Here is a 24509-nt window from a genome sequence, read left to right as displayed (position 1 = left end):
GCCCCCTCGGGGTCTCACGCGGTCAGTGCATCGACCGCTCGGGCGATGCTCTCGGGGTCCCCCGCATCATGGCACGCGGCCTGCCGGACCACCTCGCCGATGACGATCACGGCGGGCGAGCGCGGTGCCAGCTCGGCGAGCAGGCCGAGCACTCCGCCGACCGACGAGACCGTCGTGCGCTGGTCGCGCGACCAGCCCCGCTCGACGATCGCGAGGGGCGTGTCGGCGCGCATCCCCGCGCGCTGCAGCCCGGCGACGAGGTGCGGGAGGGTGTTCACGCCCATCAGCACCACGATCGTCCCGCCCAGCCCGGCCAGATGGCCGAGCTCCTGCTCGCTGAACGGCGCATGGCCCGAGACCACGGTGAAGGCCCTGCTGACCTCGCGGTGGGTGACCGGGATCCCGGCGGCGGCGGGCACCGAGATCGCGCTGGTCACTCCGGGGACGACCGTGGAGCCGACGCCGGCGAGCCGGCACGCGCGCACCTCCTCCGACCCGCGGCCGAACACGAACGGATCGCCGCCCTTCAGGCGCACGACGTCCAGACCCGCGAGGGCCCGCTCGATCATCAGCCGCTCGATCTCGTGCTGCGGCACCGCATGATGACCCGGCGTCTTGCCGACGTCGATCAGCTCGGCGCCGGGCGCCCACTCGGCCAGGCCCTCGTGCGGACCGAGCCGGTCGTAGAGCACCACGTCCGCGTCGCGGAGGGCGCGGCGGGCGGCGAGGGTCATCAGATCCGGATCGCCGGGGCCGCCGCCGACGATGCTGACGTGCCCGACCGGCCGGGTCGGCGCGGGGGCCTCGTCGACGATCCAGGGGCAGAGCTCGGCCGCCGCTGCTCGGAGCGGCGCCGGCCCCTCCACCCACACGATCAGGGCCGGGGGCGCCGGGGTGAGCGCGTCCTCCGCCTCGTGCCGCTCGACGAGTGCGCCGGCGGCTCGGTAGCGGGCGAGCACGCGGCGGGTCCCGGAGGCGGTGCCGATCACGAGCACGCGGCGTCCGGCGAGGTCGAGGGAGAGCTGCATCACGAGTCCGATCCGATCCCGGCCGGACCGACGGGGATCCTCGGCCCCGCGACCAGCACGGGTCCGTCCGGTCTCTCGTCCCGGCCGGCGGGCCGGACCTGCCCGCGCTCGCGCACGGTCGCGACGCGCGGATCCGCAGTGTCCGGGGCGTTCACGAAGGAGCGGAAGCGGCGGAGCCGGTCGGGATCGGCGAGGGTCGCCGCCCACTCGTCGACGTAGGTGTCGACGTGCGTGGCCATGGCGGCCTCCAGCTCGGCGGCGATGCCGAGCGAGTCCTCGCAGACCACCTCGCGCACGTGCTCGAGTCCGCCGGGGAGCTCCTCCTGCCAGCGTGCGGTCCGCTGGAGCCGCTCGGCCGTCCGCACGTAGTACATGACGTAGCGGTCGATGTAGCGCACCAGGGTCTCGTCGTCGAGGTCCTGCGCGAGCAGCTGGGCGTGCGCCGGCTGGTAGCCGCCGTTGCCGCCGACGTAGAGGTTCCAGCCGAGGTCGCTCGCGATGACGCCGATGTCCTTCCCCCGCGCCTCGGCGCACTCGCGGGCGCAGCCGCTGACCCCGAGCTTGAACTTGTGCGGCGAGCGGAGACCCCGGTACCGCTCCTCGAGGAAGACCGCCATCCCGACCGCGTCCTGGACTCCGAAGCGGCACCAGGTCGATCCGACGCACGACTTGACCGTGCGCAGCGACTTGCCGTACGCCTGACCCGACTCGAAGCCGGCGTCGACGAGGAGGCGCCAGATCTCGGGCAGCTGCTCGAGGCGGGCGCCGAACATGTCGATCCGCTGCCCGCCGGTGATCTTCGTGTAGAGGCCGTACTGCTCGGCGACCTCGGCGATCACCTTGAGCTTCGCCGGCGTGATCTCGCCTCCGGGGATCCGCGGGACGACGGAGTAGGTGCCGTCCTTCTGCATGTTGGCCAGGGCGCGGTCGTTGGTGTCCTGCAGCGGCGCCTGGCCGCCGTCGAGGATGTAGGCGTTCGTCTGGGTGGCGAGGACGGAGGCGATCACCGGCTTGCACACGTCGCAGCCCAGCCCGGAGCCGAAGCGCTCCATCACCTGCTCGGCCGAGTGCAGCCCGAGGATGCGGACCGACTCGAACAGCTCGCTGCGGCTGAGCGCCACGTGCTCGCAGAGGGCGCGGGAGACCTCGACGCCCGCACGGATCAGCTCCGTGTCGAGCAGCTTCTTCACCAGGGGCACGCACGATCCGCACTGGGTGCCCGCGCGGGTGCAGGCCTTGAGCGGCCCCAGCTCGGTGCACCCCTCGCCGATCGCGTGACGGACCTCGCCGACCGAGACGTTGTTGCACGAGCAGACCTGGGCGTCGTCCGGAAGGTCGCCCGAGGGCGCCTCCGCCCCCGCCGCCGCGAGGTAGGCGCCGGGCTCGGCCGGCAGCTCGCGCCCCAGCAGCGGGCGGAGGGAGGAGTAGGGGCCCGCGTCGCCGACGAACATCCCGCCGAGCAGCGTGCGCGCATCGTCCGAGACGACGACCTTCTGGTAGAGACCGCGGGCCGGATCGGCGTAGACGACCTCGAGCGCTCCCTCCGTGGTGCCGAGGGCGTCGCCGAAGCTGGCGACCTCCACGCCCGAGAGCTTGAGCTTGGTGGCGTCGTCGACCCCCGGGAAGGTCGCGTCGCCGCCGAGGATCCGGTCGGCGACAACCTCCGCCATCGCGTTGGCGGGTGCGACGAGCCCGACGGTGCGGCCGTCGATCGCGGCGACCTCGCCGATGGCCCAGACTCCCGCCCGGCTGGTGCGGCAGGCCTCGTCGACGACCACGCCTCCGCGCGGTGCGACCTCGATCCCGGCCGCTCGGGCGAGCTCGTCGCGCGCCGTGATCCCGATGGAGAAGACCACGAGATCGGCGCTGATGCTGCTGCCGTCGGTCAGCGCGACGCCGAGCACCGTCCCGGTCGGCGAGGTGAGGATCGCGGTGGGCCGGTTGCCGAGGTGCAGCGCGATCCCCTGCGCCGAGATGATGCGGCCGAGGGCCTGCCCGGCGCCCTCGTCGAGCTGCGCGCTCATCAGCCAGCGGCCGGAGTGGACGAGGGCGGTGCGCGCACCGAGCCGGTGCGCGCCTCCCGCCGCCTCGAGGCCGAGCAGACCGCCGCCGATCACGACCACGATCGCGGGGCGGCCGCGCCGGGCGCGGAACGCGGCGAGCTCGGCGACGAGCCCGTCCACGTCCTCGAGCGTGCGGTAGACGCGGCCGTGCTCGGCGCCCTCGATCGGCGGGACCGTGGCGGAGGAGCCCGTCGCCAGGACGATCTCGTCGCCCTCGAGGGAGCGGCCGTCCGCGAGCTCGACGCGCAGGCGGTCGGGATCGATCGCGACGACACGGGAGGAGGTGATCAGCCGCGCCGACTCCCACAGAGCGCCGTCGCCCAGAGTCAGGTCGTGCTCGCCGTCGAGGCGCTTCGAGAGTGCGACGCGGTCGTAGGGACGGTGCACCTCCTCGCCGAGGACGGTGATCTCCAGCGCCTGGTCGCCGGCCCGGGCGACGAGCGCGTCGACCAGGCGGTGCGCGGCGGGTCCCGCTCCGACGACGAGCACACGTCGGGGCCGGGCGGCGGGGTTCGCTCCAGGAGTCATGACGTCCACCGTAGGGACGGCCCGTTTCCCCGCCGTTGCCCCGGTGTAACAGCGTGTGACGCGCGCCTCTCGGCGAGCGCCGCAGGCCGTGAGGGCTTCGTTACGCCCGTGACACCGGAGGCGTGCTCGCACGAAACGCGCGATCCCTACCGTTGCCTCATCGCGTCCGACCGGATGCGGTGGCCCACCCGCAGGAAGAAGGCGCAGCGATGACCCTCCTCGATCGGCTCGCCCCCGCGACCGCCACCACCTGGGTGCCGGTCTGCGCCGTCGGCGACCTCGAGCCGCTCTGGGGCGAGGCCGCCCTGGTCGGCGGTGTGCAGCTCGCCCTGTTCCTCCTGCCCGACGGGCGGGTGCGGGCCGTCTCGAACCTCGACCCCGCGACCGGCGCGGCCGTGCTCTCGCGCGGCATCGTCGGCTCGCGTCTGGTCGACGGGGTGCAGCGGCCCACGATCGCCTCGCCCCTGCACAAGGACGTCTTCGACCTCGAGACCGGCGCCTGCTTCACACGAGCGGAGCTGCACCTCGCCACCTGGCAGGTGCGCGAGAGCGACGGCACGATCGAGGTCGCCCAGCGGACCGCTCTGGTCGCCGCGTCCCACGGGACCTCCGACGACGACGGGAGGCGTGCCGTCGCCGCGCTGGTCGAGGCGGTCCGCCGGGCCAACCCGGCGCTGGACGTGCTCGACTCCTTCGTCGACGTGCAGCAGCCCGACGTCCCCGCGACCCTGGGCTCTCTCGAGCCGGGCCGGCCGGCGGTGGTCGTGCCGCTGCTGCTCTCGGCCGGCTACCACGTGCACGTCGACCTCGCCGAGGCCGCGGCGGAGGCGGAGCGGCCGGTGCGGGTCTCGGGCGCGCTCGGACCCGATCCCCGCCTGGCGCGCGTGCTCGCCCGCCGGCTCCACGAGGCAGGGCTCGACGACGGCGACCGCGTCGTGCTCGCCGCCGCCGGCTCGAGCGACGCCGGTGCCGTCGCGGACTGCTGGACCACCGGCCGCCTTCTCGCCGCCGAGCTCGGCCGCGAGGTGAGCACCTCGTTCATCTCGGCCGCCGAGCCGCGGGTCGCGGAGGCGGTCGCCGCCGAGCGCGCCGCCCACCCCGGCGCGCGCGTCGTGGTCGCCACCTACCTGCTCGCGCCCGGCTACTTCGCCGGCCTGGCCGCCTCCGCGGGGGCCGACCTCGCCTCCGCTCCCCTCCTCACCGCCGTCGATCCGCCCGCCCGCGAGCTGGTCGACATCGTCTCGGAGCTGTTCGGGCGCAACGCCTGACGCCTCCTCCCCGCACCACCACCGCTCCACCTCCCCGTCCCGAGCGCGCCCTCGCGCGCGCCGCCCACCCTCCGGAGGACCACGATGACTGCTGCACCCCCGACCACCGCCCCCACGACCGCCGCCACTTCCACCGGCATCATCCGACGGCCGGGCCGCTGGATCGACGGCTGGAACCCCGAGGACCCCGCCCAGTGGGAGGCGGAGGGACGCTCCGTCGCCGCCCGCAACCTGAGGTGGTCGATCTTCGCCGAGTTCCTCGGCTTCGTCGTCTGGCAGCTCTGGTCGGTCGTCGTCGTCTCGCTGCCGGCGGCCGGATTCGCCTTCGACACCGGGCAGATCTTCTGGCTCATCTCGATGCCGAGCCTCGTCGGCGCCACCCTCCGGATCCCGTACACGTTCATGGTCCCCCGCTTCGGCGGCCGCAACTGGACGATCGTGTCGGCGGGCCTCCTGCTGATCCCGAGCGTCGGACTCGGCATCGCGGTCTCGAATCCGGAGACCCCGTTCGGCGTCATGCTCCTGGTGGCCGCGCTCGCCGGCTTCGGCGGCGGCAACTTCGCCAGCTCGATGGCGAACATCACCTTCTTCTACCCGCACGCGCAGAAGGGCTGGGCTCTGGGGCTCAACGCCGCGGGCGGCAACCTGGGCGCCTCCGTCGCGCAGCTCGTCGTACCGATCGCGATCACCGTCGGCGCCGCGGCCACGCTGAACCTGCCGATCGCCGGCTTCCTCTGGGTCCCCCTGATCGTCGTGGCGATGATCGGCGCCGCCAAGCGCATGGACAACCTCTCGACCGCGAAGTCCGACGTCGCCGCCTCCCTCGCCGCGCTCCGCGAGCCGCACCTCTGGCTGCTGGCCGTGCTCTACATCGGCACCTTCGGGTCCTTCATCGGATTCGCCGGCGTGTTCCCGAAGCTCATCGCCGACACCTTCCCCGAGTTCTCCGGCTTCGCCGTCGGCTCGGCGACGGTCGGCCTCGCGTTCCTCGGCTCCCTGGTGGGCTCGCTGTCCCGCCCCTCCGGCGGCCGTCTGGCCGACCGCTTCGGCGGAGCGCCTGTCACGGTCCTCGCCTTCGTCGCCATGGGCGCCGGGATCCTCGGCGTGATCGCGACACTGCCGCTCGGCAGCTTCTGGCTCTTCCTCGCCTGCTTCCTCGTGCTCTTCTCGGCGGCCGGCATCGGCAACGGCGCGACCTACCGCATGATCCCCACGGTGTTCGCCCTCCGCGCCCGCCAGCGCGGTGACGACGGCATCGGCGCCCAGCGCACGTCCGCCGCGGCGCTCGGCCTGATCTCGGCGATCGGCGCCTACGGCGGCTTCGTGATCCCCCAGCTGCTCGGCTTCTCCAAGACCGAGTTCGGCGACTACACGACGGCGCTGGGCTGGTTCGTCGGCGCCTATGCGGTGATGCTCGCGATCACGGCCGGCGTCTACCTCCGCCTCGCCGCGAAGACGGGGACCCGGATCTGACGATGAGCGCCCCCGCCCCGACCGACTCCCACTGCCCGTACTGCGCCCTGCAGTGCGCGATGACGCTGACACCCGCGGCGGGCCCCGTACCCGTGGCGGTCGAGGGGAGGGAGTTCCCGACGAACCGGGGCGGGCTCTGCGCCAAGGGCTGGACCTCCGCCGAGCTGCTGGCGAGCGGACAGCGCCTGGTCTCCCCGCTGCTGCGCGGCGCCGACGGCGTCCTCGCGGAGGCGTCGTGGGAGGAGGCGCTCGACGCGGTCGCCGGGGCGGTGCGCGGCGTCCGGGAGCGGCACGGCGCCGACGCGGTGGCCGTCTTCGGCGGCGGGGGCCTCACCAACGAGAAGGCCTACCAGCTCGGGAAGTTCGCTCGGATCGCTCTCGGCACCTCCCGGATCGACTACAACGGCCGCTTCTGCATGTCCTCGGCCGCGGCGGCCGGCAACCGCGCCTTCGGCGTCGATCGCGGACTGCCGTTCCCGGTGTCCGACCTCGACGACGCCGACACGATCCTGCTCCTGGGCTCGAACGTCGCCGCGACGATGCCGCCGCTTCTCGCCCACTTCGCCGGTGCCCGCTCGCGGGGCGGCCTGGTGGTCGTCGACCCGCGCCGCTCGGCCACCGCGCGGCTGACGGAGGACGGCGCCGGCACGCATCTGCAGCCCGCTCCCGGGACGGATCTGCCGCTCCTGCTCGGGCTGATCCACCTGGTCTTCGCCGAGGGCCTCGCCGACACCGCCTACCTCGCCGCGCGCACGACCGGCGCCGAGGCGGTGCGCCGCAGCGTCTCGGCGTGGTGGCCGGAGCGCACGTCCGCGGTCACGGGCGTGCCGACCACGCTCCTCCGCTCCCTCGCGCGCCGGCTCGCCGCGGGGCGGTCGTTCGTGCTGACCGGCCGCGGGGTCGAGCAGCACGTCGACGGCACCGACACCGCGACCGCCGCGATCAACCTCGCTCTCGTGCTCGGCCTGGTGGGTCGCGAGGGGTCGGGGTACGGCACGCTCACCGGTCAGGGCAACGGCCAGGGCGGACGCGAGCACGGCCAGAAGGCCGATCAGCTCCCGGGGTACCGCTCCATCCGCGATCCGGAGGCGCGGCGCCACGTCGCCGCCGTCTGGGACGTGACGCCCGAATCGATCCCGGGCCCAGGGCTGCCCGCCACCGCCCTGCTCGCCGAGCTCGGACGCTCCGTGCACTGCCTGCTGGTGCACGGCTCCAACGTGGTCGTCTCGGCCCCGGACGCCGACGCCGTCCGCGCCGGGCTCGAGGCCCTGGACACGCTGGTCGTCTGCGACTTCTTCCTCTCCGAGACCGCCGCGCTGGCCGATGTGGTGCTCCCGGTGCCGCAGTGGGCGGAGGAGGAGGGCACGATGACCTCCCTCGAGGGCCGGGTGCTCCGCCGCCGCCGGGCGATCGACCCGCCGGCAGGAGTGCGCAGCGAGCTCTGGATCATGAGCGAGCTGGCGCGCCGTCTCGACGCCCCCTCGAGCTGGCCGGCGGTCCCCTCGGAGGTGTTCGACGAGCTGGCCCGCGCGTCCGCGGGAGGCGTGGCCGACTACTCCGGCCTCTCGCACGCCCTGCTCGACACCGGGATCGCCGCCCACTGGCCCTACCCCGCGGGCGGCACGGGGACGCCGCGCCTCTTCGCTGAGCGCTTCGGGCACCCCGACGGCCGGGCGCGCCTGGTCGCCGTCATCCCCGCCGTCCCCGTCGTCGTGGACCGCGGCGAGGAGCTGACCCTGGTGACCGGCCGCTACCTCCAGCAGTACCAGTCGGGCACCCAGACCCGGCGGGTCGCGGAGCTCGATGCGGCCCGCCCCGAGGCTCGGCTCGAGATCCACCCGGCGACCGCCTCCCGGCTCGGCGTCCGCGACGGAGCACCTGTGGCGATCGGGAACGCGCGCGGCGTGGTCCGCGCCCGCGCGAGCGTCACCGCGGACATCCGCCACGACACGGTGTTCCTGCCCTTCCACTACGCGGGTGAGCAGTGCGCGAACCTCCTCACCGAGGCCGTCGTGGACCCGGTGTCGTCGATGCCCGAGTTCAAGCGCACGCGGGTCTGGGTCCGCGCGGAAGGGACGGCACATGCCTGAGACACCTCCCGAGCGGATCGTCCTGATCGGCTATGGCCCCGTCGGCTCGCGCTTCGTCGAGGAGCTGCTGCCGGCCGTGCGGGCCGGTCTGGTCGCGCTGACGGTGGTCGGCGCCGAGAGCGACGACCCGTACAACCGTGTCCTGCTCGCGGAGTACGCCGTCGGCCGGGCGACCCGCGAGCGCCTCGACCTCGGCGACCGGACGGCGGCGGAGGCGGCGGGCGTCGTCCTGCGCCTGGGAGCGGCCGTCGTGGGGATCGACCGCGCGCGGAACGTCGTGCGGCTGCACGACGGCGAGCGGCTGCCCTACGACCGCGTCGTCCTGGCCACCGGCGCCCGGGCGAACGTGCCGACCCTCGCCGGGATGGAGCGGTCCCGACGCGAGCGGACGGTGCGCGCCGCCGATCCGGAGTCGCTCGACGCGGGCTCCCGGCCCCTCCCGGAGCGGGTGGTGGCGCTGCGCGACCTGGCCGACGCCCGGGTGGTACGCGAGTCCGTGCGCTCCGGCGCGCGCCTCGTCGTGCTCGGGGCGGGAGTGCTCGGGATCGAGTTCGCCCTCGCGGCCGCCGAGCAGGGCGCGCAGGTGGTGGTGGTCTTCCACGGCGACATCCCGATGGCCCGCAATCTCGACACGGGCGGGGGCCGGATGCTGGCCGCGGCCGCCCGCGCGGCCGGCGTCGAGATGGTGGCGCACGCCCGGTCCGAAAGCGTCCTGCTCGCGCACGACGACCGCGGCCGTGCGCACTTCCAGGCGCTCGTCTGCGCTGACGGCAAGCAGATCGAGGGGGATCTGCTGGTGCTCTCGTGCGGTGTCGGTGCGCGGGTCGAGCTGGCCGCGGGCGCGGAGCTCGCCGTCTCGACCGGGATCCTGGTCGATGAGCAGCTGCGCAGCTGGAGCGACCCGGACGTCTTCGCGATCGGCGACTGCGCGCACGTCGCCCCCCGCGGCTCGGCCCTGCCCGACGGCCGCGTGCCCGGCGGACCGAGCGGACTGATCGGTCCGGGATGGGAGCAGGCGGACCGGCTCGCAGCGCGGATCCGGGCGGAGGCGGAGGGCCGCTGCGGCGAGGAGCGCGTCCCCGACGCCCGACCGGCGGTCGTGATGCTGAAGGCCGAGGGCGTCGACCTCGTGGCAGGAGGCGACGTGGCCCCGGAGCCGTGGGACCCGCACCGCCCGGGCGAGGAGCACCTCGAGGTGACGCTATGGGCTGACCCCGCCCGCGGGGGCTACGCCAAGCTCGTGACCGCGGGAGGAGTGCTGCGCGGGTTCGTCTCGGTGGGTCTGCCCAGGGTCGGCGCCGAGCTCAGCCTCCTCTTCGAGCGGGGCTCGGAGCTGCCGGCGGACCGGTCGAGCCTCCTGCGTCTGGACGCCCCGGATGCGGGTGCCGTGGCGACCGGCGATCCGTTCGCCCCCGATGCCACGGTCTGCTGGTGCAACGGCGTGACGGCGGCGGTGATCACCGATGCGGCTGCGGCGGGACACGGGACGGTCGCCTGCGTCGGGCGGGCGACCCGCGCCGGCACGGGCTGCGGCGGCTGCACCGGGCGCATCGCCGAGCTGCTCGCGCGGACGGCGGTCCCCGCCTGATCGCCGCGAAAACCGGGCCTCGCCGCCTCAGCGGTCGAGCGCCTCCGCGAGGCGCCGGGTGACCGCCCGCAGTTCGAGCTCGGCCCCGCGGACGCGCTCGTCGAGAGCCGCCGCGGTGTCGGCGGCCTGATCGGCGGCCGCCGCACCCGCCGCCTCGGACGAGGCTCGGTCGGCCGCGACCGACGCGCTGAGCTCGTCCAGCGCCTCCCGGAGGCCCGCCGACTCGTCGCGCAGCACGGAGACGTCGCCCTGCACCGCGCTCAGCTCGCCGCGGAGCCCGGCCACCTCGTCGCGCAGGGCCGCCGTCTCGGCGCGCAGCTCCTCCGTGCGCAGCCGCGCCTGCTCGAACCAGGGGGCGACCAGCCGGTGCACCGCGTCGCGGAGCACGACGCCGCCGCGGCCGAGCCGGGTGGGCGCGGAGCCGGGGTCCTGGAGGAAGTCGTGGTCAGTGGTCATCGTCGTGGTCCCGTCCGGAGAAGCGGCGGTGGAGCACGTCCATCGCCCGCAGATCCTTGTCCATGATGTCGGCCTCGAGGGTGGTGTCGGCGAGGCGGTCGGCGAGGCCCGGCCGGGAGCGGCGCTCGAGCGAGGCCTCGATCAGCTCGACGGAGCGCTCGAACGAGAGCGGTCCGCGCGCCGCGGCCCGGCCCCGCCGACCGAGCGCCTCGAGGTCCACCGCCCCGCTCGCCACGTCCCGCATCGCCTCGAGAAGCGCCGGGGCGGAGCGGGTGATCTTGATGCAGTCGACGCCGTCGATGAGGAACTCCGCGACTCCGCTGGCCGCCGTCACGATCGGCACGGCGCCCGCCGCGGCCGCCTCGACCGGCGCGACGCCGAACGCCTCTCCGGCCCAGGTCGGGAAGAGGAACGCGTCGGCGCGGCCGTGCGCGTCGAGCACCTCGGCGTGCGGCGTCGCTCCGTGGAACTCGACCAGGCCGGCCAGGCCCGCCTCGTCCGCCCGGGCGCGCCAGCCGTCCACGTCTCCGTCGCCGTAGAGGTCCACGCGGAAGTCGCGGGTCTCCTCCGCGAGAGACGCCGCCGCCTCCAGCACCAGTCCGACGCCCTTGTGCTCGCCGAGCGACGCGGCGAACGTGAACCGGGTGGTCCCGCCCTCGCGGTAGCGCCGCGGCTCCGCGGTGTCGGGGGGAACCGACACTCCGCGCCCGATCACCTCGACCTCGCCCAGGCTCAGCCCGCCGGCCTCGATCGCGTCGACGAGCGAGCGGCTGACCGCGACGATCTCGCCGCGGTCGAAGTGGTCGGGGGCCTGGGCGCCGTAGACGCGGAGCACGCGCTCGGGCAGCCCGTCGACCAGGGCGTTCGGGATGCGGTCGCCGAGGTTCCACATCCACGGGGCCTCCACCGTCCGCAGCAGGTCGATCAGCGCGAGGCCGCCGATCCCGAGCAGGTTGAAGGCCACCACGTGGGTCGGCGCGAAGTCGCGCAGCTCCTCGAGCAGGATGCGGGTGTTCTCGAACCGCGAGACGGCGCTCTCGTGGTGCAGCAGCTGAGCGATCTCGCCGCCCGTCTGCGGCAGCGGGAAGTAGGTGCGCAGGCTCAGCGTGCGGTGCACCTCGACGCCCGAGGGCTCCGGCGGCAGGTAGGTCGGCGTGGTCAGCACGCGCACGGTGTGGCCGCGGGCCGCCATCGCCTCCGCGACGCGCGCACAAGTCATCTCGTATCCGCCGAGCACCTGGGGCGGGTAGAGGTTGCTCACGAACAGCAGGCGCATCAGCGCACCTCCCCTCTCGCGGAGGCGTCGGCCGCGATCCGCGCCGTCACCTCGGGCGTGTAGGCCGCGCGGGCCTGGCGGTCGTTGCCGCCGTCCCAGTAGTTGACGAGGTAGAGCCCGGACTGCTGCGTCCGCGGCACGAACGGGAACAGCTGGGCGCGGGGCTCGATCTGCGCGATCCGGTAGCCGGCGTCGACCGCGCGCACGTGCAGCCAGATGTCGTCGGCGTCCGGGGCGATCTCGCGGAACGCGTCCCCGTGAGCGGCGATCTCGCCGAGGAGCGGAGCGGGCAGCAGCTGCCCGGAGACGGAGGTGCCGAAGACGTCGGTCGACGCGCGCGTGTCGGTGACCGGCGTCCAGCTCGTGTACGGAGCGACGGCGCCGTCGACGATCCCCACCCGGTGGGCGCGGTAGCAGAGCACGGTCTCGCGGGGGTAGCGCGAGCGGGCGTCGAGCAGACCCCTCAGCCAGGTGCGCGGGTACACGATGTCGTCGTCGGAGGTGACGAGGTCGCGCTCCCCCGCCCGGCCCGAGAGCAGGTGCGGGTAGTACTTCGTGTGCACGCGGTAGCCGTCGACCAGGCGGATCTCGACGCCGCGGCGGCGGAGGCGGCGCAGCGGCGCGGGCAGGTCGGCGTGCAGGGCCGGGTCGTCGAGCCAGAGCACCAGGCGCGCGGGCCGGGCGTCGCCGCGGGCGATCGACTCGAGCGCCATGTGGACCCGCTGCAGCCGCTCGCCGTGCGTGGTCATCGTCACCACGACCTCGCCCGCCGGATCGACTGCCGAGCGGCGGGAGAAGCGGTTGGCCAGGTCGAGCAGCACCAGCTCGCGCCGGAGCGCGGGCGAGGGGTGGTCGATCGGCCGGGCGGCGATCACGGCGGCGCGGCGCTCCGAGAGGCGCTGAGGGGCGGAGCGGACGACCCGGGCCGCGGAGCGCAGCCGCGTGCGGGGGCGGACACGACGGCCCAGCGCCGCGAGGCGCGTGCGGGGCCGGACGCGCCGGCCGACGGCGGCGAGAGCGGGATGCATCGGTCCAGGTTAGCCGGAGGCGCCCGGGGGCCCTGCGCCGGTCAGGGCTCGTCGACGACCGCGAAGGCCCGCACCGGGAAGGTCCCGAAGCCCCGCACCTTCGGCGGCACGGCGGTGAAGCGCGCCCCTGTCGCCGGCAGCCCGCCGAGGCCGGTGAGGTGCTCGACGACGTGCACTCCCGCGGCGAGGAGGGCCGAGTGCGCGGGCCGCGATCCGCCGGACTCCGTGTCGTCGATGTTCACCGAGTCGATGCCGACCAGCACCGCGCCGGCGGCGACGAGCGACTCCGCCGCCGCGCCGCTGAGGAAGGGGGCGCCCCTGCCGTACCCGGGCGTGGCGAAGTGCGCGTCCCAGCCGGTGCGGAGGAGGACGGCGGCGCCGCGGACGTCGAGTCCCGCGACCGCGTCCGAGCCGATGCCCCGTCCGGTGGCTCCGGTCGCGTCGACCACGACGGTCGGCAGGTCGACCAGCGTCTCGAGCGGGAGAGCGGCGAGATCGGCTCCGCCCTCGTAGCGGTGGAACGGGCTGTCGAGGTAGGTGCCCGTGTTGCCGATCATCTCGATGACGTCCATCGCGAACTCGGTGCCGGGCGCGTAGGAGGCGCGGGACGCCTCACGGGTGAGGTGCGGCCGGATGCGCGGAGCGGGCAGGCCGGGGTAGGTCACCAGCCCGTCCGCGACGGTGTGGCTGAGGTCGACGAAGCGGCGCGAGGAGGTCATGCGCCCGATCCTGGCAGGGGCCGGACCGGGCGCACCATCGAGATGCCGCCCCGCGGGACGGCGTTCCCGCCTCTACTTCTTCGGCAGCGCCGCCGACAGGTCCGCGATCAGGTCGGACGAGTCCTCGAGGCCCACCGAGAGGCGCACCAGCGACTCCGAGACCTCCAGCGGCGTGCCCTTCACCGACGCGTGCGTCATCTCGCTCGGGTAGCCGATCAGCGACTCGACGCCGCCCAGCGACTCCGCGAGCTGGAACAGCTCGGTCGACTCGGCGAACTTCCGGGCCGCGCGCGGCGTCGCGAGCTCGAGCGAGAGCATCCCGCCGAACCGCGACATCTGGCGCTTCGCCAGCTCGTGGCCGGGGTGCGAGGGCAGGCCCGGGTAGTGCACGGCCGTCACCGCCGGGTGCTCGACGAGGAACTCGGCGACCGCCTGCGCGTTGACGGAGTGGCGCTCCATCCGCACCCCGAGGGTCTTGATGCCGCGGACCGTGAGCCATGCGTCCATCGGGCCCGAGATCGCTCCGACCGCGAACTGCAGGAACGCGATCTTCTCGGCCAGCGGCCCCGAGCGCAGGGCGAGCGCGCCGCCGACGACGTCCGAGTGGCCGCCGAGGTACTTCGTGGTCGAGTGCACGACCACGTCGGCACCGAGGGCCAGCGGCTGCTGCAGGGCGGAGGAGGCGAAGGTGTTGTCGACGACGACGATCAGGTCGTGCGCGTGGGCCAGGTCGGCGAGCTCGGCGATGTCGCTGATGGTCATCAGCGGGTTCGACGGGGTCTCGACCCAGAGCATCTTCGTCTCACCGGGGACGATCGCCCGCTGCACCTCGCGGAGGTTCGACATGTCGACGGCCGTGTTGCGCACGCCCCAGGCGCTGTGCACCCGGTCGATCAGGCGGTGGCTGCCGCCGTACGCGTCATTGCCCAGGACGACGTGGTCGCCGGGCGCGAGGGCGGCGCGCAGCAGGGTGTCCTCGGCCGCGAGGCCGGAGGAGAAGGAGTAGGCGACGTCCGCACCCTCGAGCGAGGCGATGAGCTCCTGGAGCGAGTCGCGCGTCGGGTTCGCCGAGCGGGCGTACTCGTAGCCGCCCCGGAGACCGCCGATGCCGTCCTGGACGAACGTGGAGGTCATGTAGACGGGCGGCACGACCGCCCCGGTGGTCGGATCGAACTCCTGGCCGGCGTGGATGGCGCGGGTGTCGAAGTGCTGCTTCTTGGGCATGGTGCGGGCTCCCTGGGTCGGAGGTGCGGAGGCGGCGGCCGTCAGGCCGTGGCGTAGGTGAGGAGGTCCTGTCGGGTGATCACCGCGACGGGCTTGCCCTCGTCGGTGACGAGGAGGGCGCTGTGCTCGGTGAGCGCGGCGCGGGCGGCGGTGATGCTCTCGCCGAGCCCGATCAGCGCGAGCGCGTCGCCCACGCAGTCGCCGAGCGGGTCGTTCATCGAGGCGGATCCGGCGAAGACGCGGTCGAGCAGCTCGCGCTCGTCGACGGCTCCGACGACCTCGCCCATCACGACCGGCGGCTCGGCGGTCAGCACCGGGAGCTGCGAGACGCCGTACTCGGTCATGATGCCGATCGCGTCGCGGATCGTGTCGGTCGGGTGAGCGTGCACGAGCGCCGGGAGGTCGGCCTGCCCGCTCGCCGCCCGCGCGCGGAGCACGTCGCGGACGGTGCCCTCGTCGCGCATCTCGAGGAAGCCGTAGGAGCGCATCCAGCGGTCGTTGAAGATCTTGCCGAGGTAGCCGCGCCCGCCGTCCGGCAGGAGCACGACGACGACGTCGTCCGGCCCGAGACCGGCGGCGGCCTTGAGCGCGACGGAGACGGCGAGCCCGCTCGATCCGCCGACGAGCAGCCCCTCCTCGCGGGCGAGGCGGCGGGTCATCGCGAACGACTCGGCGTCGCTGGAGGCGATGATCCGGTCGACCACGCTCGGGTCGTACGCGCTCGGCCAGAAGTCCTCGCCGACGCCCTCGGTCAGGTACGGGCGACCGCCGCCGCCCGAGTAGACGGAGCCCTCGGGGTCGGCGCCGACGATCTGCACGCGGCCCTCCGACACCTCCTTGAGGTAGCGGCCGACGCCGCTGATGGTGCCGCCCGTGCCGACTCCCGCGACGAAGTGGGTGAGCCGGCCGGCGGTGTCGCGCCAGATCTCGGGGCCCGTGGTCTCGTAGTGGCTGAGCGGTCCGTTGAGGTTCGCGTACTGGTTGGGCTTGAAGGCGCCGGGGATCTCGCGGGCGAGGCGGTCCGAGACGGAGTAGTAGGAGGCGGGGTCCTCCGGAGCGACGGCCGTCGGCGTCACGACGATCTCGGCCCCGTAGGCGGTGAGGACGTTGCGCTTGTCCTCCCCCACCTTGTCCGGCAGCACGAACACGCAGCGGTAGCCGCGCTGCTGCGCGACGAGGGCGAGGCCGATGCCGGTGTTGCCGCTGGTCGGCTCCACGATGGTGCCGCCGGGCTTCAGCAGCCCGTCGCGCTCGGCGGCGTCGATGATGCGGGTCGCGATGCGGTCCTTCGACGAGCCGCCGGGGTTCAGGTACTCGACCTTGACCAGCACGGTCGCCTGCACGCCCGCCGCGACCGGGCCCAGCTTCACCAGCGGGGTGTCGCCGATGAGGTCGAGGACCGAATCGGCGTAGGCCATCCCGGTCTCCGGGCGTGCGGGAAGGGCGCGATCCAGGCTCATCCCGCCAGCGTAGCAACCGGCTCCGGGCGTGTGACGGGGGTGGGCGGAGGCACAGGGAGCGGTCGCGGGAGGGGAGTGCCGCCGGTCGCGCCGGTGCCCTATCGTGGGGGTCCGCGAGCGCCGCCGTCGACCCGGAACGGACCCCGAATGACCTCACCGATCGCCGCACCGCCGCGGCGTCCGGCCGACATCCACCTCCTCCGCCTGCTCGGCCCGGCGCTGGTCGCCGGAGTCGCCTACCTCGACCCGGGCAACGTCGCCAGCAACATGACGGCCGGCGCCCGGTTCGGCTACCTCCTGGTCTGGGTGGTGGTGCTCGGCAACCTGATGGCCTGGCTCATCCAGTACCTCTCGGCGAAGCTCGGCCTGATGACCGGCCGCAGCCTCCCGGAGCTGCTCGGCGACCGCCTGCGCGGCCGCTGGGGCCGCCGGGCCTACTGGCTGCAGGCCGAGACGGTCGCGATGGCGACCGACCTGGCCGAGGTGATCGGCGGCGCGATCGCGCTGAACCTGCTCTTCGGACTGCCGCTGCTGGCCGGCGGCGTGGTCACCGGCGCGGTCTCGCTGGTGCTGCTGCTCGTGCAGACGCGGGGCGGGGCGCAGCCGTTCGAGCGGGTGATCACGGCGCTGATGGTGCTGATCGCCGTCGGCTTCACGGTCGGCGTGGTCGTCGATCCGCCGGACGCGGGCGCGACCGTAGCCGGTCTCGTGCCGCGCTTCGAGGGCTCGGAATCGGTGCTGCTCGCCGCCTCGATCCTCGGCGCGACCGTCATGCCCCACGCGATCTACGCCCACTCCGCGCTCGCCCGCGACCGCTTCGGCCACGTCGAGGGCGTCGGCGCGCGCCGGAGGATCCTGGTCGCCACCCGGATCGACGTGACGATCGCGCTCGCCATCGCCGGCACCGTGAACCTCGCGATCCTGCTCCTCGCCGCGCACTCCCTCGCGGGAGTCGCCGGGACCGACAGCCTCGAGGGCGCCCACGCGGCCATCGGAGCGGCGCTCGGCCCGGTGGTCGCGACCCTGTTCGCCGTCGGCCTGCTCGCCTCCGGCCTCGCCTCGACCTCGGTCGGCGCGTACGCGGGGGCCGAGATCATGCACGGTCTGCTCCAGGTGCGGGTGCCGCTCGTCGCCCGTCGTCTGGTCACGCTGATCCCGGCGCTCCTGGTGCTCGCGATCGGCTTCGACCCGACGCGCGCGCTGGTGCTCAGCCAGGTGGTCCTGTCGTTCGGCATCCCCTTCGCGCTCGTGCCGCTCGTGATCCTGACGCGCGACCGCCGCCTGATGGGCGACCAGACGAACCGCTGGTTCACCACCCTCGCCGCCGCTCTGGCCGCCGTCTTCCTCATCGTCCTGAACGGCCTGCTGCTCTGGCTCACCTTCGCCCCTTGAGCGGAGCGGCGGCGCACCGTCCCACTCCTCTGCGGCCTCCTCGCCCCCTGAGCGGAGCGGCGGCGCACCGTCCCACTCCTCCGCGGCCTCCTCTCCCGCTGATCGAGCGGCCCGCTCTTCGGGCATACCGAGATCCCTCCTGACCGCGCATTGATCCGATCCGAAGCCTCGCTCGTTATCCTCTGAGAGCGCCTCTCAGGCGCCTGCGCCCGCCCCAGGCGCCTTCCGCCCTCAGAACGAGAGACGCCGCCGTGCCCAAAGACACGATGTCCGCCAAGAATCGCGCCCGACAGGAGAAGCTCGAGGCCTACAAGCGCGAGCAGGACCGCCGCAAGCGCGGCTCCCGCATCTGGATCTGGTCGCTGTCGGCCCTGGCCGTCCTCGCGGTCGGCGGGATCGTCGCGGTCACCGTCTTCGGGAACCAGCAGATCGTCGAGGCGCGCGAGATCGACGGCCTGCAGACCTTCGACAACGACGCCACCCACGTCGCCGGCGCCGTCGACTACCCGCAGACCCCGCCGGCGGGCGGCCCGCACAACGCCGTGTGGATGAACTGCGGCGTCTACGACGAGCCCGTCCCGAACGAGAACGCGGTGCACGACCTCGAGCACGGCGCCGTCTGGGCCACCTACGACCCCGAGCTCCCGCAGAGCGAGGTCGACGCGCTGATCGCCGCGATGCCCGACACCTACTCCGTCGTCTCGCCCTACGAGGGCCTCGAGTCGCCCATCGTGCTGAGCGCCTGGGACGCCCAGGTCGCGATCGACTCGCCCGAGGACCCCCGCATCGATGCCTTCGTCGAGCGCTTCTGGCAGTCCTCGAGCGCTCCGGAGCCCGGCGCCCCCTGCACCGGAGGGATCGATGCGCCCGGCAAGCAGTAGGGGCCGGATCCTCGTCGCCGCGGTCGCCGTGGTCGCGCTCCTCCTCGGGGCGGCCGGCGGCTACCTCTTCGGCGCGCTCGCCCCGTTCGCCTCCGCCGCGACGCCCTCGAGCGCCAGCGCCGAAGCGGGCTTCGCGCGCGACATGCAGGTGCACCACCTGCAGGGCGCCGAGCTGGCGATGATCGCCCGCGAGCGCAGCGCCGACGACGAGGTCCTCACCGTCTCGAAGGACATCCTGCTCACCCAGCAGCAGCAGGCCGGGCAGCTCTTCGGCTGGCTGAACTCGTGGGGCCTGCCGCAGGCTGCTCCGGAGCCCTCGATGACCTGGATGGGCCGGCCGACCCTGGCCGGAGCCGCCGACGAGCACTCGTCGATGGGGATGGGGACCGAGGACGGCGTCGTGCCCGCGAGCATGCCCGGTCTCGCGACACCGGACCAGATCACCGCCCTCAGCAGCGCGTCGGGCCGCGACTTCGACCGGATGTTCCTCGAGCTGATGATCGCCCACCACCGCGGCGCGATCGACATGGCCGAGGCGCTGCTCGCCCGGAGCCGCGTGACGGTCGCCACTGACTTCGCCTCCTCCGTCGTGAAGGCCCAGGAGGCCGAGATCTCGCTGATGGAGCAGATGCTCGAGGACCGCCCGGCGGAGTGACCGACTCCGGCGCGGGCGATGGCGGCTGAGAGCGATGCGCCTCCCCCACCGGGGCAGGGCGCGTGCTCTCCGCCGACGTCGTGCACGGAGTCGGAGCCGGAGCCGCTCGAGGGCGCGTGCCGCCGCAGCGGTGGAGGCCTCTCCGCCGGCATCGCGCACGACGGCCACCCTTCGCTCCGGCCGGCTGCACGTGCACTGAGTGGAATCGCCTTGACCTGACCGACAGATGCCGGTTGGATGCTCCCCGCGCCCCGACCATCAGGGCGCGAGACCGCCTCGAGGAGCAGCACATGACCGATCCCAGCCCGTCCGCGAGCGTCTGGCCTCCGCCGCTCCCGTCGACGAAGGACAGGGGGCGGAAGCAGGACCGCCGTCGCCGTCGCGTCCCGCTCGTCGCACTGGTCTGGGCGTCCGTCGGAGCCCTCGTGGTCGGAACCGCCCTCGGCGGCGCGGGCGGCGCCTCCGACAAGACCGAACTGGAGGAGCGGCTCGCGGCCGTGCAGCAGCAGCTGAGCACGGCGGAGGACTCGCTCGACGAGCAGACCGAGGCGCGCGCCGGGGCCGAAGCCGAGCGGAGCGCCGCCGAGGCGTCAGCCGCAGGACTCCAGCAGCGGATCGACACGATGACGGCCGACGCCGCCACCTCGACCACGACGTTGGCGAGCCGCGACGCCCGGATCGCCGAACTCGAGGCCGCCGCCACCGCAGCTGCCGCCGCCGTCCCGGTCGCGGTCGCCGAGGTCGCTCCCGCCGCGGCCCCGGCCGCAGCAGCGCCGGCAGCCGCCTCGACCGGAGGAGGAGGAGCGGCGTTCTACGCCAACTGCGACGCCGTCCGTGCCGCCGGGGCCGCGCCGATCCGCACGGGTGACGCCGGCTACAGCCGCAAGCTCGACCGCGACGGAGACGGCGTCGGCTGCGAGTAGCCCCGCGGAGTCCGGCCGCCGATCCGCGGCTCAGCCCTGGAGGGCCGACTCCGTCTGCTGCGCGTAGAGCGAGGCGTAGAGACCGCCGAGGCCGAGCAATTCGCGGTGGGTGCCCGATTCGACGATCCGTCCGCCCTCGACCACGTGGATGACGTCGGCCGACACGATGGTCGAGAGCCGGTGAGCGATCGCGATGGTGGTGCGGCCGCGGGCGGCGTCGTCGAGCGCGGTCTGGACGATCCGCTCCGAGACGGTGTCGAGGGCGCTGGTCGCCTCGTCGAGGATGAGGACCGCCGGGTCCTTCAACAGGACGCGCGCGATCGCGAGCCGCTGCTTCTCGCCTCCGGAGAGCCGGTAGCCGCGCTCGCCGACCAGCGTGTCGTAGCCGTCGGGGAACGACGTGATCGTCGCGTGGATGTTCGCGACGCGGGCGGCCGCCTCCAGCTCCTCCTGCGTCGCGTCCGGGCGGGCGTAGCGGAGGTTGTCGCCGATCGTCGCGTGGAAGAGGTAGGTCTCCTGGCTGACGATGCCGATGTGCGAGACGAGCGACTCCTGCCGCAGCTCGCGCACGTCGGTGCCGGCGAAGCGCACCGCTCCCCCGGCCACGTCGTAGAGGCGCGGGACGAGGTACGAGATGGTGGTCTTGCCCGCGCCGGAGGGACCGACGAAGGCGACGAACTGGCCCGGCTCGATCGCGACCGAGACGTGGTCGAGCGTCGGGCGCGCGTCCTCCGCCTGGTCGGGGTAGCGGAACACGACGTCGTCGAGCTCGACCCGGCCGAGCTCGCCCGAGACCTCGCGTGCATCGGCCCGGTCCGTGATCGCCGGGCGCAGGTCCAGGTACTCGAAGATGCGGGCGAACAGCGCTCCAGCCGTCTGCAGGTCGAGCGCGACGCGCATCAGGCCCAGGAGCGGCCACATCAGGCGCGCCTGCACGGTGGTGAAGGCCACGACGGTCCCGGCGGTGACGGTGGTGCCGCCGAGGATCAGCCAGGCGGCCACGAGGTACACGATCACGGGGATGACGGAGAGGAAGATCTGCACCATCGCGAAGAACCACTGGCCGGACATCTGCTGCCGCACCTGGAGCTCGATCTGCCGGCCGTTCTCGTCGGCGTAGCGCGTCACCTCCGACTCCTGGCGGCCGAAGCTCTTGGCCAGGAGGATGCCCGAGACGCTCAGGGTCTCCTGGGTGATCGCGGTCATCTCGGACAGCGACTCCTGCGTCTTCGTCGCGATGCGCGCCCTCACCTGGCCGACGCGGCGCTGGGCCACGACGAGCACCGGAGTGAGGACGAGGGCGACGATCGTCATCTGCCACGAGAGCAGGAGCATCGCGACGACGGCCGCGATCACGGTGACGGTGTTGCCGAGGACGCTCGAGACGGTGTTCGTGAGCACGTTGGCCACGCCGCCCACGTCGTTGGCGAGGCGCGACTGGATGACGCCGGTGCGGGTGCGAGTGAAGAAGCCTAGCTCCATCGCCTGCAGGTGGCGGAAGAGGCGGATGCGCAGCTCCCCCATGACCGTGTTGCCGACGGTCGCGGTGAGGTAGGTCTGCCAGACGCCGAGGATCGCCGAGAACGCCCAGACCAGCACCATGACGCCGACCAGCTCGAGCAGCACCGGGAGGTTCGGGCGTCCGCCGGGCGGGAAGAGCCCGCGGTCGAAGGCCAGCTGGGTGAGGAGCGGCGGCACCACCGTGAGGGCGGCGCCGACGAGCACGAGGATCACGGTGAGCGTGAGCTTGGGGCGGTGGTCGCGGAAGAGTCCCGCGATGCGCCGGAGCAGGTCGTCGACCTTCGGAGCCGCCGCGTTGATCTCCCGTTGGCTGTCCGGATCGCTGCTCGAGATCCTCCCGCCGCGCGCCCCTCCGCGCATCCCGCCGCCTGCCGCGACGTCACCCATCCTGCTCACGGCTCGACCCTAGCCCCGCCCGCCCCCGGACCCCCGCCCTTCCGCCCACGGCGAAGTCGTGCAAGCCCGCGCCGCGCCCCGTCGGCCGCCTCCGGCGCCGTGCCCCCCCCCCCTCCCTGGTGGCCGCCCCCGGCGCCACCGCACGACGAAGGCCCGGGTCCTGCACAGCAGGACCCGGGCCTTCGTTCGTGCCCCCCTCTTCCCCCTGACGAGCAGTGCTGACGGCCCGCGGGGGTGTCGTGGGCAAGGCGGAGGAGGAGAGCTGTAGCGGAGCTACCGCCGACGACGACAACGCCGCCCACGGCACCCCCGCGGGTCGTCAGCCCTTGGTGGCGCCGGCGAGGAGGCCGCGGACGAAGAACCTCTGGAGGGAGAAGAACACGATGAGCGGCACGATGATCGAGATGAACGCGCCGGCCGTGAGCAGCTCCCACGATTGGCCGTAGGAGCCGGTGAGGTCCTGCAGCGCCTTCGTGATCGGCAGCCCTTGTCCGGAGGTGAAGACCGTCGCGACCAGCAGGTCGTTCCAGACCCAGAGGAACTGGAAGATGCCGAAGGAGGCGATGGCGGGGACCGAGAGCGGGAGCACGATGCGGAAGAAGATCTGGCCGTGTCCGGCGCCGTCCACTCGTGCCGCTTCGATGACCTCGCCGGGGATCTCGGAGATGAAGTTGTGGAGCATGAAGATCGCGAGCGGGAGCGCGAAGATCGTGTGCGCGATCCACACCTTCGCGTAGGAGCCGTCCAACCCGTTCACCCCGAGGCCGGGGAGGATGTAGAGCCCTCCGATGCGCAGGCCGTCCGAGAACAGCTGCAGCAGCGGCACGAGCGCCATCTGGATGGGGACGATCTGGAGCGAGAACACGAGGACGAAGAGCGTGTTGCGGCCCTTGAAGTCGATCCAGGCGAACGCGTAGGCGGCGAGGCTGGCGATCGTGATCGGGATCAGCGCCGCCGGCAGCGTGATGACCAGCGAGTTCACGAACGCCTTGCCCAGGGTCAGGCTGTCGCCGGAGTTGAGCGCGTTCGCGTAGTTGTCGAGGGTGAAGCCGGGGTTGGCGAAGATCGTCCACCAGCCGGTCGTCTTGATGTCGTTCGCGGGGCGGAACGACGAGATGAACAGACCGAGGGTGGGGACGGTCCAGATGACGGCGATGATCAGCGCGGCGAGGGTGGCGCCGCGCGACGTCGTCGCCTTCTTCACCTTGCCGCTGGCCGCCTCGATCCTGGACTCGCCGCGGGCGAGCGCGCGCTCGGTGCTGCGGTCGACCGGAACCTGGATCGGAGTGGGCGTGACGCTCATCGGATCTCCCTCTGCTTGGCGAGCTGGCGGGCGTTGTAGACGACGATCGGGAGCACGAGCAGGAACAGGATGACCGCGAGGGCCGCGCTGTAGCCGCTGCGGGCGCCGAGCTGGAACTGGCGGACCATCTCGAACGCGAGGACCGTGGTGTCGGAGCGGCCGCCGGTCATCGCCGAGACGATGTCGAAGACCTTCAGCGACGCGATCGAGATCGTCGTGAGGACGACCACGATCGAGGAGCGGATGCCGGGGACGGTGACGTTCCAGAAGGACTGCCACGCGCTGGTGCCGTCGAGCGAGGCCGCTTCGAGCTGCTCGGAGGGGACGCCCTTGATGGCGGCGGAGAGCACCGTCATGGCGAATCCGGCCTGGGTCCAGATGAGGACGACGACGAGGAACAGCGTGTTCCACGGCTCGAGTCCCAGCCAGTCGACCGGCGGGGCGCCGAAGGCGGTGAGGATGCCGTTGAGGAGGCCGATCTGCTCGCCCTGGCGCACGTCGTAGAAGAACTTGAAGATGATCGACGCGCCGACGAACGAGATCGCCATCGGCATGAAGACCAGCAGCTTGAAGAACTTCTCGCCGCGGCTCTTGTCGATGAAGACCGCGTAGGCGAGACCGATCGCGGTCGCCGTGATGGGGGCCAGGAGCACCCAGACCACCGTGTTCAGGAAGGCGGTGATGCCGTCGGGGCTGGTGAAGACCCAGACGAAGTTGTCGATGCCGGCGAATCCTGAGCCGTCGTTCTTCATGAACGCGTTGATGGCCGTCGTGATCGTCGGGTAGATCAGGCCGATGAGGATGAAGAAGGCGGCCGGTGCCATGAACGCGATGAGCTGGAGTCCGTAGCCCGCGCCTTTGCGGGACCGGAAGTCGAGCAGGAACAGCGCGCCGCCGATGACGGCGGCCACCACCGCGACCCAGAGGACGGAGTTGTAGAGGCCGAAGACCAGCAGGAGGACGACCGGCAGGACGACCGTGACCGCGAGCCGGAGGACCGTGTAGCCGGTGCCGCGGCGGGGCGCGATCTCGACGAAGAAGAGGATGAGCGCCACCACGGCCGCGAAGGCCAGGAGGATGAGCGGGATCTGCGCGAGCGGCGGGATTCCCGCCAGCCATTGGAAGAACCCCGAGATGGTGATGGGGGACATGGACGCCCTTTCGAGTGCGACTCTGGACTCAGGAGGGGCCCGGCCCCGGGATCCGTGGATCCGGGGGCCGGGCCGTCACAGCTGAG

Annotated in this window: 19 protein-coding genes; 8 read left to right on the top strand and 11 right to left on the bottom strand. The window is 73.3% G+C overall.

The window, feature by feature from the left end; genetic code table 11:
* Positions 1–14 precede the first annotated feature (14 nt).
* Both cobA and nirB read right to left on the bottom strand, forming a co-directional pair.
* On the bottom strand, positions 15–1028 hold the full coding sequence (gene cobA / locus GSU40_RS04360; protein ID WP_104227191.1) for a uroporphyrinogen-III C-methyltransferase: 1014 nt from the start codon (positions 1026–1028) through the stop codon (positions 15–17).
* Entirely contained in the window at positions 1028–3619 is a 2592-nt protein-coding gene (gene nirB, locus GSU40_RS04355; protein WP_160033822.1) for a nitrite reductase large subunit NirB, read from the bottom strand. Before nirB ends, cobA begins: the two co-directional genes overlap by 1 nt.
* A 209-nt stretch (positions 3620–3828) precedes the next feature.
* Here nirB and nirD point away from each other — a divergent pair, with 209 nt between their 5' ends.
* The 4 genes from nirD to GSU40_RS04335 all read left to right on the top strand — a co-directional run bounded on the left by nirD (position 3829) and on the right by GSU40_RS04335 (position 10038).
* Positions 3829–4887, top strand: coding sequence for a nitrite reductase small subunit NirD (gene nirD / locus GSU40_RS04350; RefSeq protein ID WP_104250934.1), 1059 nt, complete (start codon positions 3829–3831; stop codon positions 4885–4887).
* 84 nt (positions 4888–4971) lie between these two features.
* Positions 4972–6360 (top strand): MFS transporter, encoded by a 1389-nt coding sequence (locus tag GSU40_RS04345; protein WP_104326350.1) that lies wholly within the window; start codon positions 4972–4974, stop codon positions 6358–6360.
* A 2-nt stretch (positions 6361–6362) separates the two neighbouring features.
* Positions 6363–8450 (top strand): molybdopterin oxidoreductase family protein, encoded by a 2088-nt coding sequence (locus GSU40_RS04340; RefSeq protein ID WP_160033820.1) that lies wholly within the window; start codon positions 6363–6365, stop codon positions 8448–8450.
* On the top strand, positions 8443–10038 hold the full coding sequence (locus GSU40_RS04335; RefSeq protein ID WP_160033818.1) for an FAD-dependent oxidoreductase: 1596 nt from the start codon (positions 8443–8445) through the stop codon (positions 10036–10038). The genes GSU40_RS04340 and GSU40_RS04335 overlap by 8 nt, the downstream gene beginning before the upstream one ends.
* A gap of 27 nt (positions 10039–10065) precedes the next feature.
* On the opposite strand, the gene GSU40_RS04330 is transcribed toward GSU40_RS04335, so the two are convergent.
* The 6 genes from GSU40_RS04330 to GSU40_RS04305 all read right to left on the bottom strand — a co-directional run bounded on the left by GSU40_RS04330 (position 10066) and on the right by GSU40_RS04305 (position 16159).
* Positions 10066–10494 carry a hypothetical protein gene (locus tag GSU40_RS04330; RefSeq protein WP_160033816.1) on the bottom strand — a complete coding sequence of 143 codons (429 nt, stop codon included), beginning with the start codon at positions 10492–10494 and terminating at the stop codon, positions 10066–10068.
* The gene (locus GSU40_RS04325; RefSeq protein ID WP_160033814.1) at positions 10484–11770 is read right to left on the bottom strand and encodes a glycosyltransferase; all 1287 of its coding nucleotides are present in this window, start codon (positions 11768–11770) and stop codon (positions 10484–10486) included. The genes GSU40_RS04330 and GSU40_RS04325 overlap by 11 nt, the downstream gene beginning before the upstream one ends.
* Complete coding sequence (locus GSU40_RS04320) at positions 11770–12798, bottom strand: glycosyltransferase (RefSeq protein WP_160033812.1); 1029 nt, start codon at positions 12796–12798, stop codon at positions 11770–11772. The genes GSU40_RS04325 and GSU40_RS04320 overlap by 1 nt, the downstream gene beginning before the upstream one ends.
* Before the next feature lie 41 nt (positions 12799–12839).
* Positions 12840–13517 carry a cyclase family protein gene (locus tag GSU40_RS04315; protein WP_160033810.1) on the bottom strand — a complete coding sequence of 226 codons (678 nt, stop codon included), beginning with the start codon at positions 13515–13517 and terminating at the stop codon, positions 12840–12842.
* A gap of 72 nt (positions 13518–13589) precedes the next feature.
* A complete protein-coding gene (locus GSU40_RS04310) occupies positions 13590–14741 on the bottom strand; it encodes a cystathionine gamma-synthase (protein ID WP_104224345.1) in 1152 nt (383 codons plus the stop codon).
* 41 nt (positions 14742–14782) lie between these two features.
* Positions 14783–16159 (bottom strand): cystathionine beta-synthase, encoded by a 1377-nt coding sequence (locus GSU40_RS04305; protein WP_104234473.1) that lies wholly within the window; start codon positions 16157–16159, stop codon positions 14783–14785.
* Between the two features lie 189 nt (positions 16160–16348).
* Here GSU40_RS04305 and GSU40_RS04300 point away from each other — a divergent pair, with 189 nt between their 5' ends.
* From GSU40_RS04300 to GSU40_RS16900, 4 genes are all read left to right on the top strand, one after another.
* The gene (locus GSU40_RS04300) at positions 16349–17593 is read left to right on the top strand and encodes an Nramp family divalent metal transporter (RefSeq protein WP_104227179.1); all 1245 of its coding nucleotides are present in this window, start codon (positions 16349–16351) and stop codon (positions 17591–17593) included.
* A gap of 266 nt (positions 17594–17859) precedes the next feature.
* A complete protein-coding gene (locus tag GSU40_RS04295; RefSeq protein ID WP_104224342.1) occupies positions 17860–18474 on the top strand; it encodes a DUF3105 domain-containing protein in 615 nt (204 codons plus the stop codon).
* Complete coding sequence (locus GSU40_RS04290; RefSeq protein ID WP_104224341.1) at positions 18455–19129, top strand: DUF305 domain-containing protein; 675 nt, start codon at positions 18455–18457, stop codon at positions 19127–19129. Before GSU40_RS04295 ends, GSU40_RS04290 begins: the two co-directional genes overlap by 20 nt.
* A 290-nt stretch (positions 19130–19419) precedes the next feature.
* Positions 19420–20052 (top strand): excalibur calcium-binding domain-containing protein, encoded by a 633-nt coding sequence (locus GSU40_RS16900; RefSeq protein ID WP_208543358.1) that lies wholly within the window; start codon positions 19420–19422, stop codon positions 20050–20052.
* Positions 20053–20082: 30 nt separating this feature from the next.
* Here the strand turns inward: GSU40_RS16900 and GSU40_RS04280 are convergent, their stop codons facing one another.
* The 3 genes from GSU40_RS04280 to GSU40_RS04270 form a co-directional block, all read right to left on the bottom strand.
* On the bottom strand, positions 20083–21960 hold the full coding sequence (locus GSU40_RS04280) for an ABC transporter ATP-binding protein (protein WP_160036119.1): 1878 nt from the start codon (positions 21958–21960) through the stop codon (positions 20083–20085).
* A 328-nt stretch (positions 21961–22288) separates the two neighbouring features.
* A complete protein-coding gene (locus tag GSU40_RS04275; RefSeq protein WP_104224339.1) occupies positions 22289–23272 on the bottom strand; it encodes a carbohydrate ABC transporter permease in 984 nt (327 codons plus the stop codon).
* Positions 23269–24423 (bottom strand): sugar ABC transporter permease, encoded by a 1155-nt coding sequence (locus GSU40_RS04270; protein WP_181027270.1) that lies wholly within the window; start codon positions 24421–24423, stop codon positions 23269–23271. Before GSU40_RS04270 ends, GSU40_RS04275 begins: the two co-directional genes overlap by 4 nt.
* Positions 24424–24509 lie beyond the last annotated feature (86 nt).

It is taken from the genome of Rathayibacter sp. VKM Ac-2805, from assembly GCF_009834265.1.
Lineage (GTDB): Bacteria > Actinomycetota > Actinomycetes > Actinomycetales > Microbacteriaceae > Rathayibacter.
Note: the sequence above shows the minus strand (reverse complement) of the source record. Positions and strands in the feature narration are given on the sequence as shown.

What these genes read in the sequence shown, in the direction of transcription:
- GSU40_RS04335 (WP_160033818.1), top strand. Translation starts at nt 8,443, where the DNA reads ATGCCTGAGACACCTCCCGAGCGGATCGTCCTGATCGGCTATGGCCCC.
- GSU40_RS04305 (WP_104234473.1), bottom strand. Translation starts at nt 16,159, where the DNA reads ATGGCCTACGCCGATTCGGTCCTCGACCTCATCGGCGACACCCCGCTG.
- GSU40_RS04345 (WP_104326350.1), top strand. Translation starts at nt 4,972, where the DNA reads ATGACTGCTGCACCCCCGACCACCGCCCCCACGACCGCCGCCACTTCC.
- nirB (WP_160033822.1), bottom strand. Translation starts at nt 3,619, where the DNA reads ATGACTCCTGGAGCGAACCCCGCCGCCCGGCCCCGACGTGTGCTCGTC.
- nirD (WP_104250934.1), top strand. Translation starts at nt 3,829, where the DNA reads ATGACCCTCCTCGATCGGCTCGCCCCCGCGACCGCCACCACCTGGGTG.
- GSU40_RS04330 (WP_160033816.1), bottom strand. Translation starts at nt 10,494, where the DNA reads ATGACCACTGACCACGACTTCCTCCAGGACCCCGGCTCCGCGCCCACC.
- GSU40_RS04325 (WP_160033814.1), bottom strand. Translation starts at nt 11,770, where the DNA reads ATGCGCCTGCTGTTCGTGAGCAACCTCTACCCGCCCCAGGTGCTCGGC.
- GSU40_RS16900 (WP_208543358.1), top strand. Translation starts at nt 19,420, where the DNA reads ATGACCGATCCCAGCCCGTCCGCGAGCGTCTGGCCTCCGCCGCTCCCG.
- GSU40_RS04315 (WP_160033810.1), bottom strand. Translation starts at nt 13,517, where the DNA reads ATGACCTCCTCGCGCCGCTTCGTCGACCTCAGCCACACCGTCGCGGAC.
- GSU40_RS04270 (WP_181027270.1), bottom strand. Translation starts at nt 24,423, where the DNA reads ATGTCCCCCATCACCATCTCGGGGTTCTTCCAATGGCTGGCGGGAATC.
- GSU40_RS04290 (WP_104224341.1), top strand. Translation starts at nt 18,455, where the DNA reads ATGCGCCCGGCAAGCAGTAGGGGCCGGATCCTCGTCGCCGCGGTCGCC.
- cobA (WP_104227191.1), bottom strand. Translation starts at nt 1,028, where the DNA reads ATGCAGCTCTCCCTCGACCTCGCCGGACGCCGCGTGCTCGTGATCGGC.
- GSU40_RS04295 (WP_104224342.1), top strand. Translation starts at nt 17,860, where the DNA reads ATGTCCGCCAAGAATCGCGCCCGACAGGAGAAGCTCGAGGCCTACAAG.
- GSU40_RS04340 (WP_160033820.1), top strand. Translation starts at nt 6,363, where the DNA reads ATGAGCGCCCCCGCCCCGACCGACTCCCACTGCCCGTACTGCGCCCTG.
- GSU40_RS04275 (WP_104224339.1), bottom strand. Translation starts at nt 23,272, where the DNA reads ATGAGCGTCACGCCCACTCCGATCCAGGTTCCGGTCGACCGCAGCACC.
- GSU40_RS04300 (WP_104227179.1), top strand. Translation starts at nt 16,349, where the DNA reads ATGACCTCACCGATCGCCGCACCGCCGCGGCGTCCGGCCGACATCCAC.
- GSU40_RS04280 (WP_160036119.1), bottom strand. Translation starts at nt 21,960, where the DNA reads ATGGGTGACGTCGCGGCAGGCGGCGGGATGCGCGGAGGGGCGCGCGGC.
- GSU40_RS04320 (WP_160033812.1), bottom strand. Translation starts at nt 12,798, where the DNA reads ATGCATCCCGCTCTCGCCGCCGTCGGCCGGCGCGTCCGGCCCCGCACG.
- GSU40_RS04310 (WP_104224345.1), bottom strand. Translation starts at nt 14,741, where the DNA reads ATGCCCAAGAAGCAGCACTTCGACACCCGCGCCATCCACGCCGGCCAG.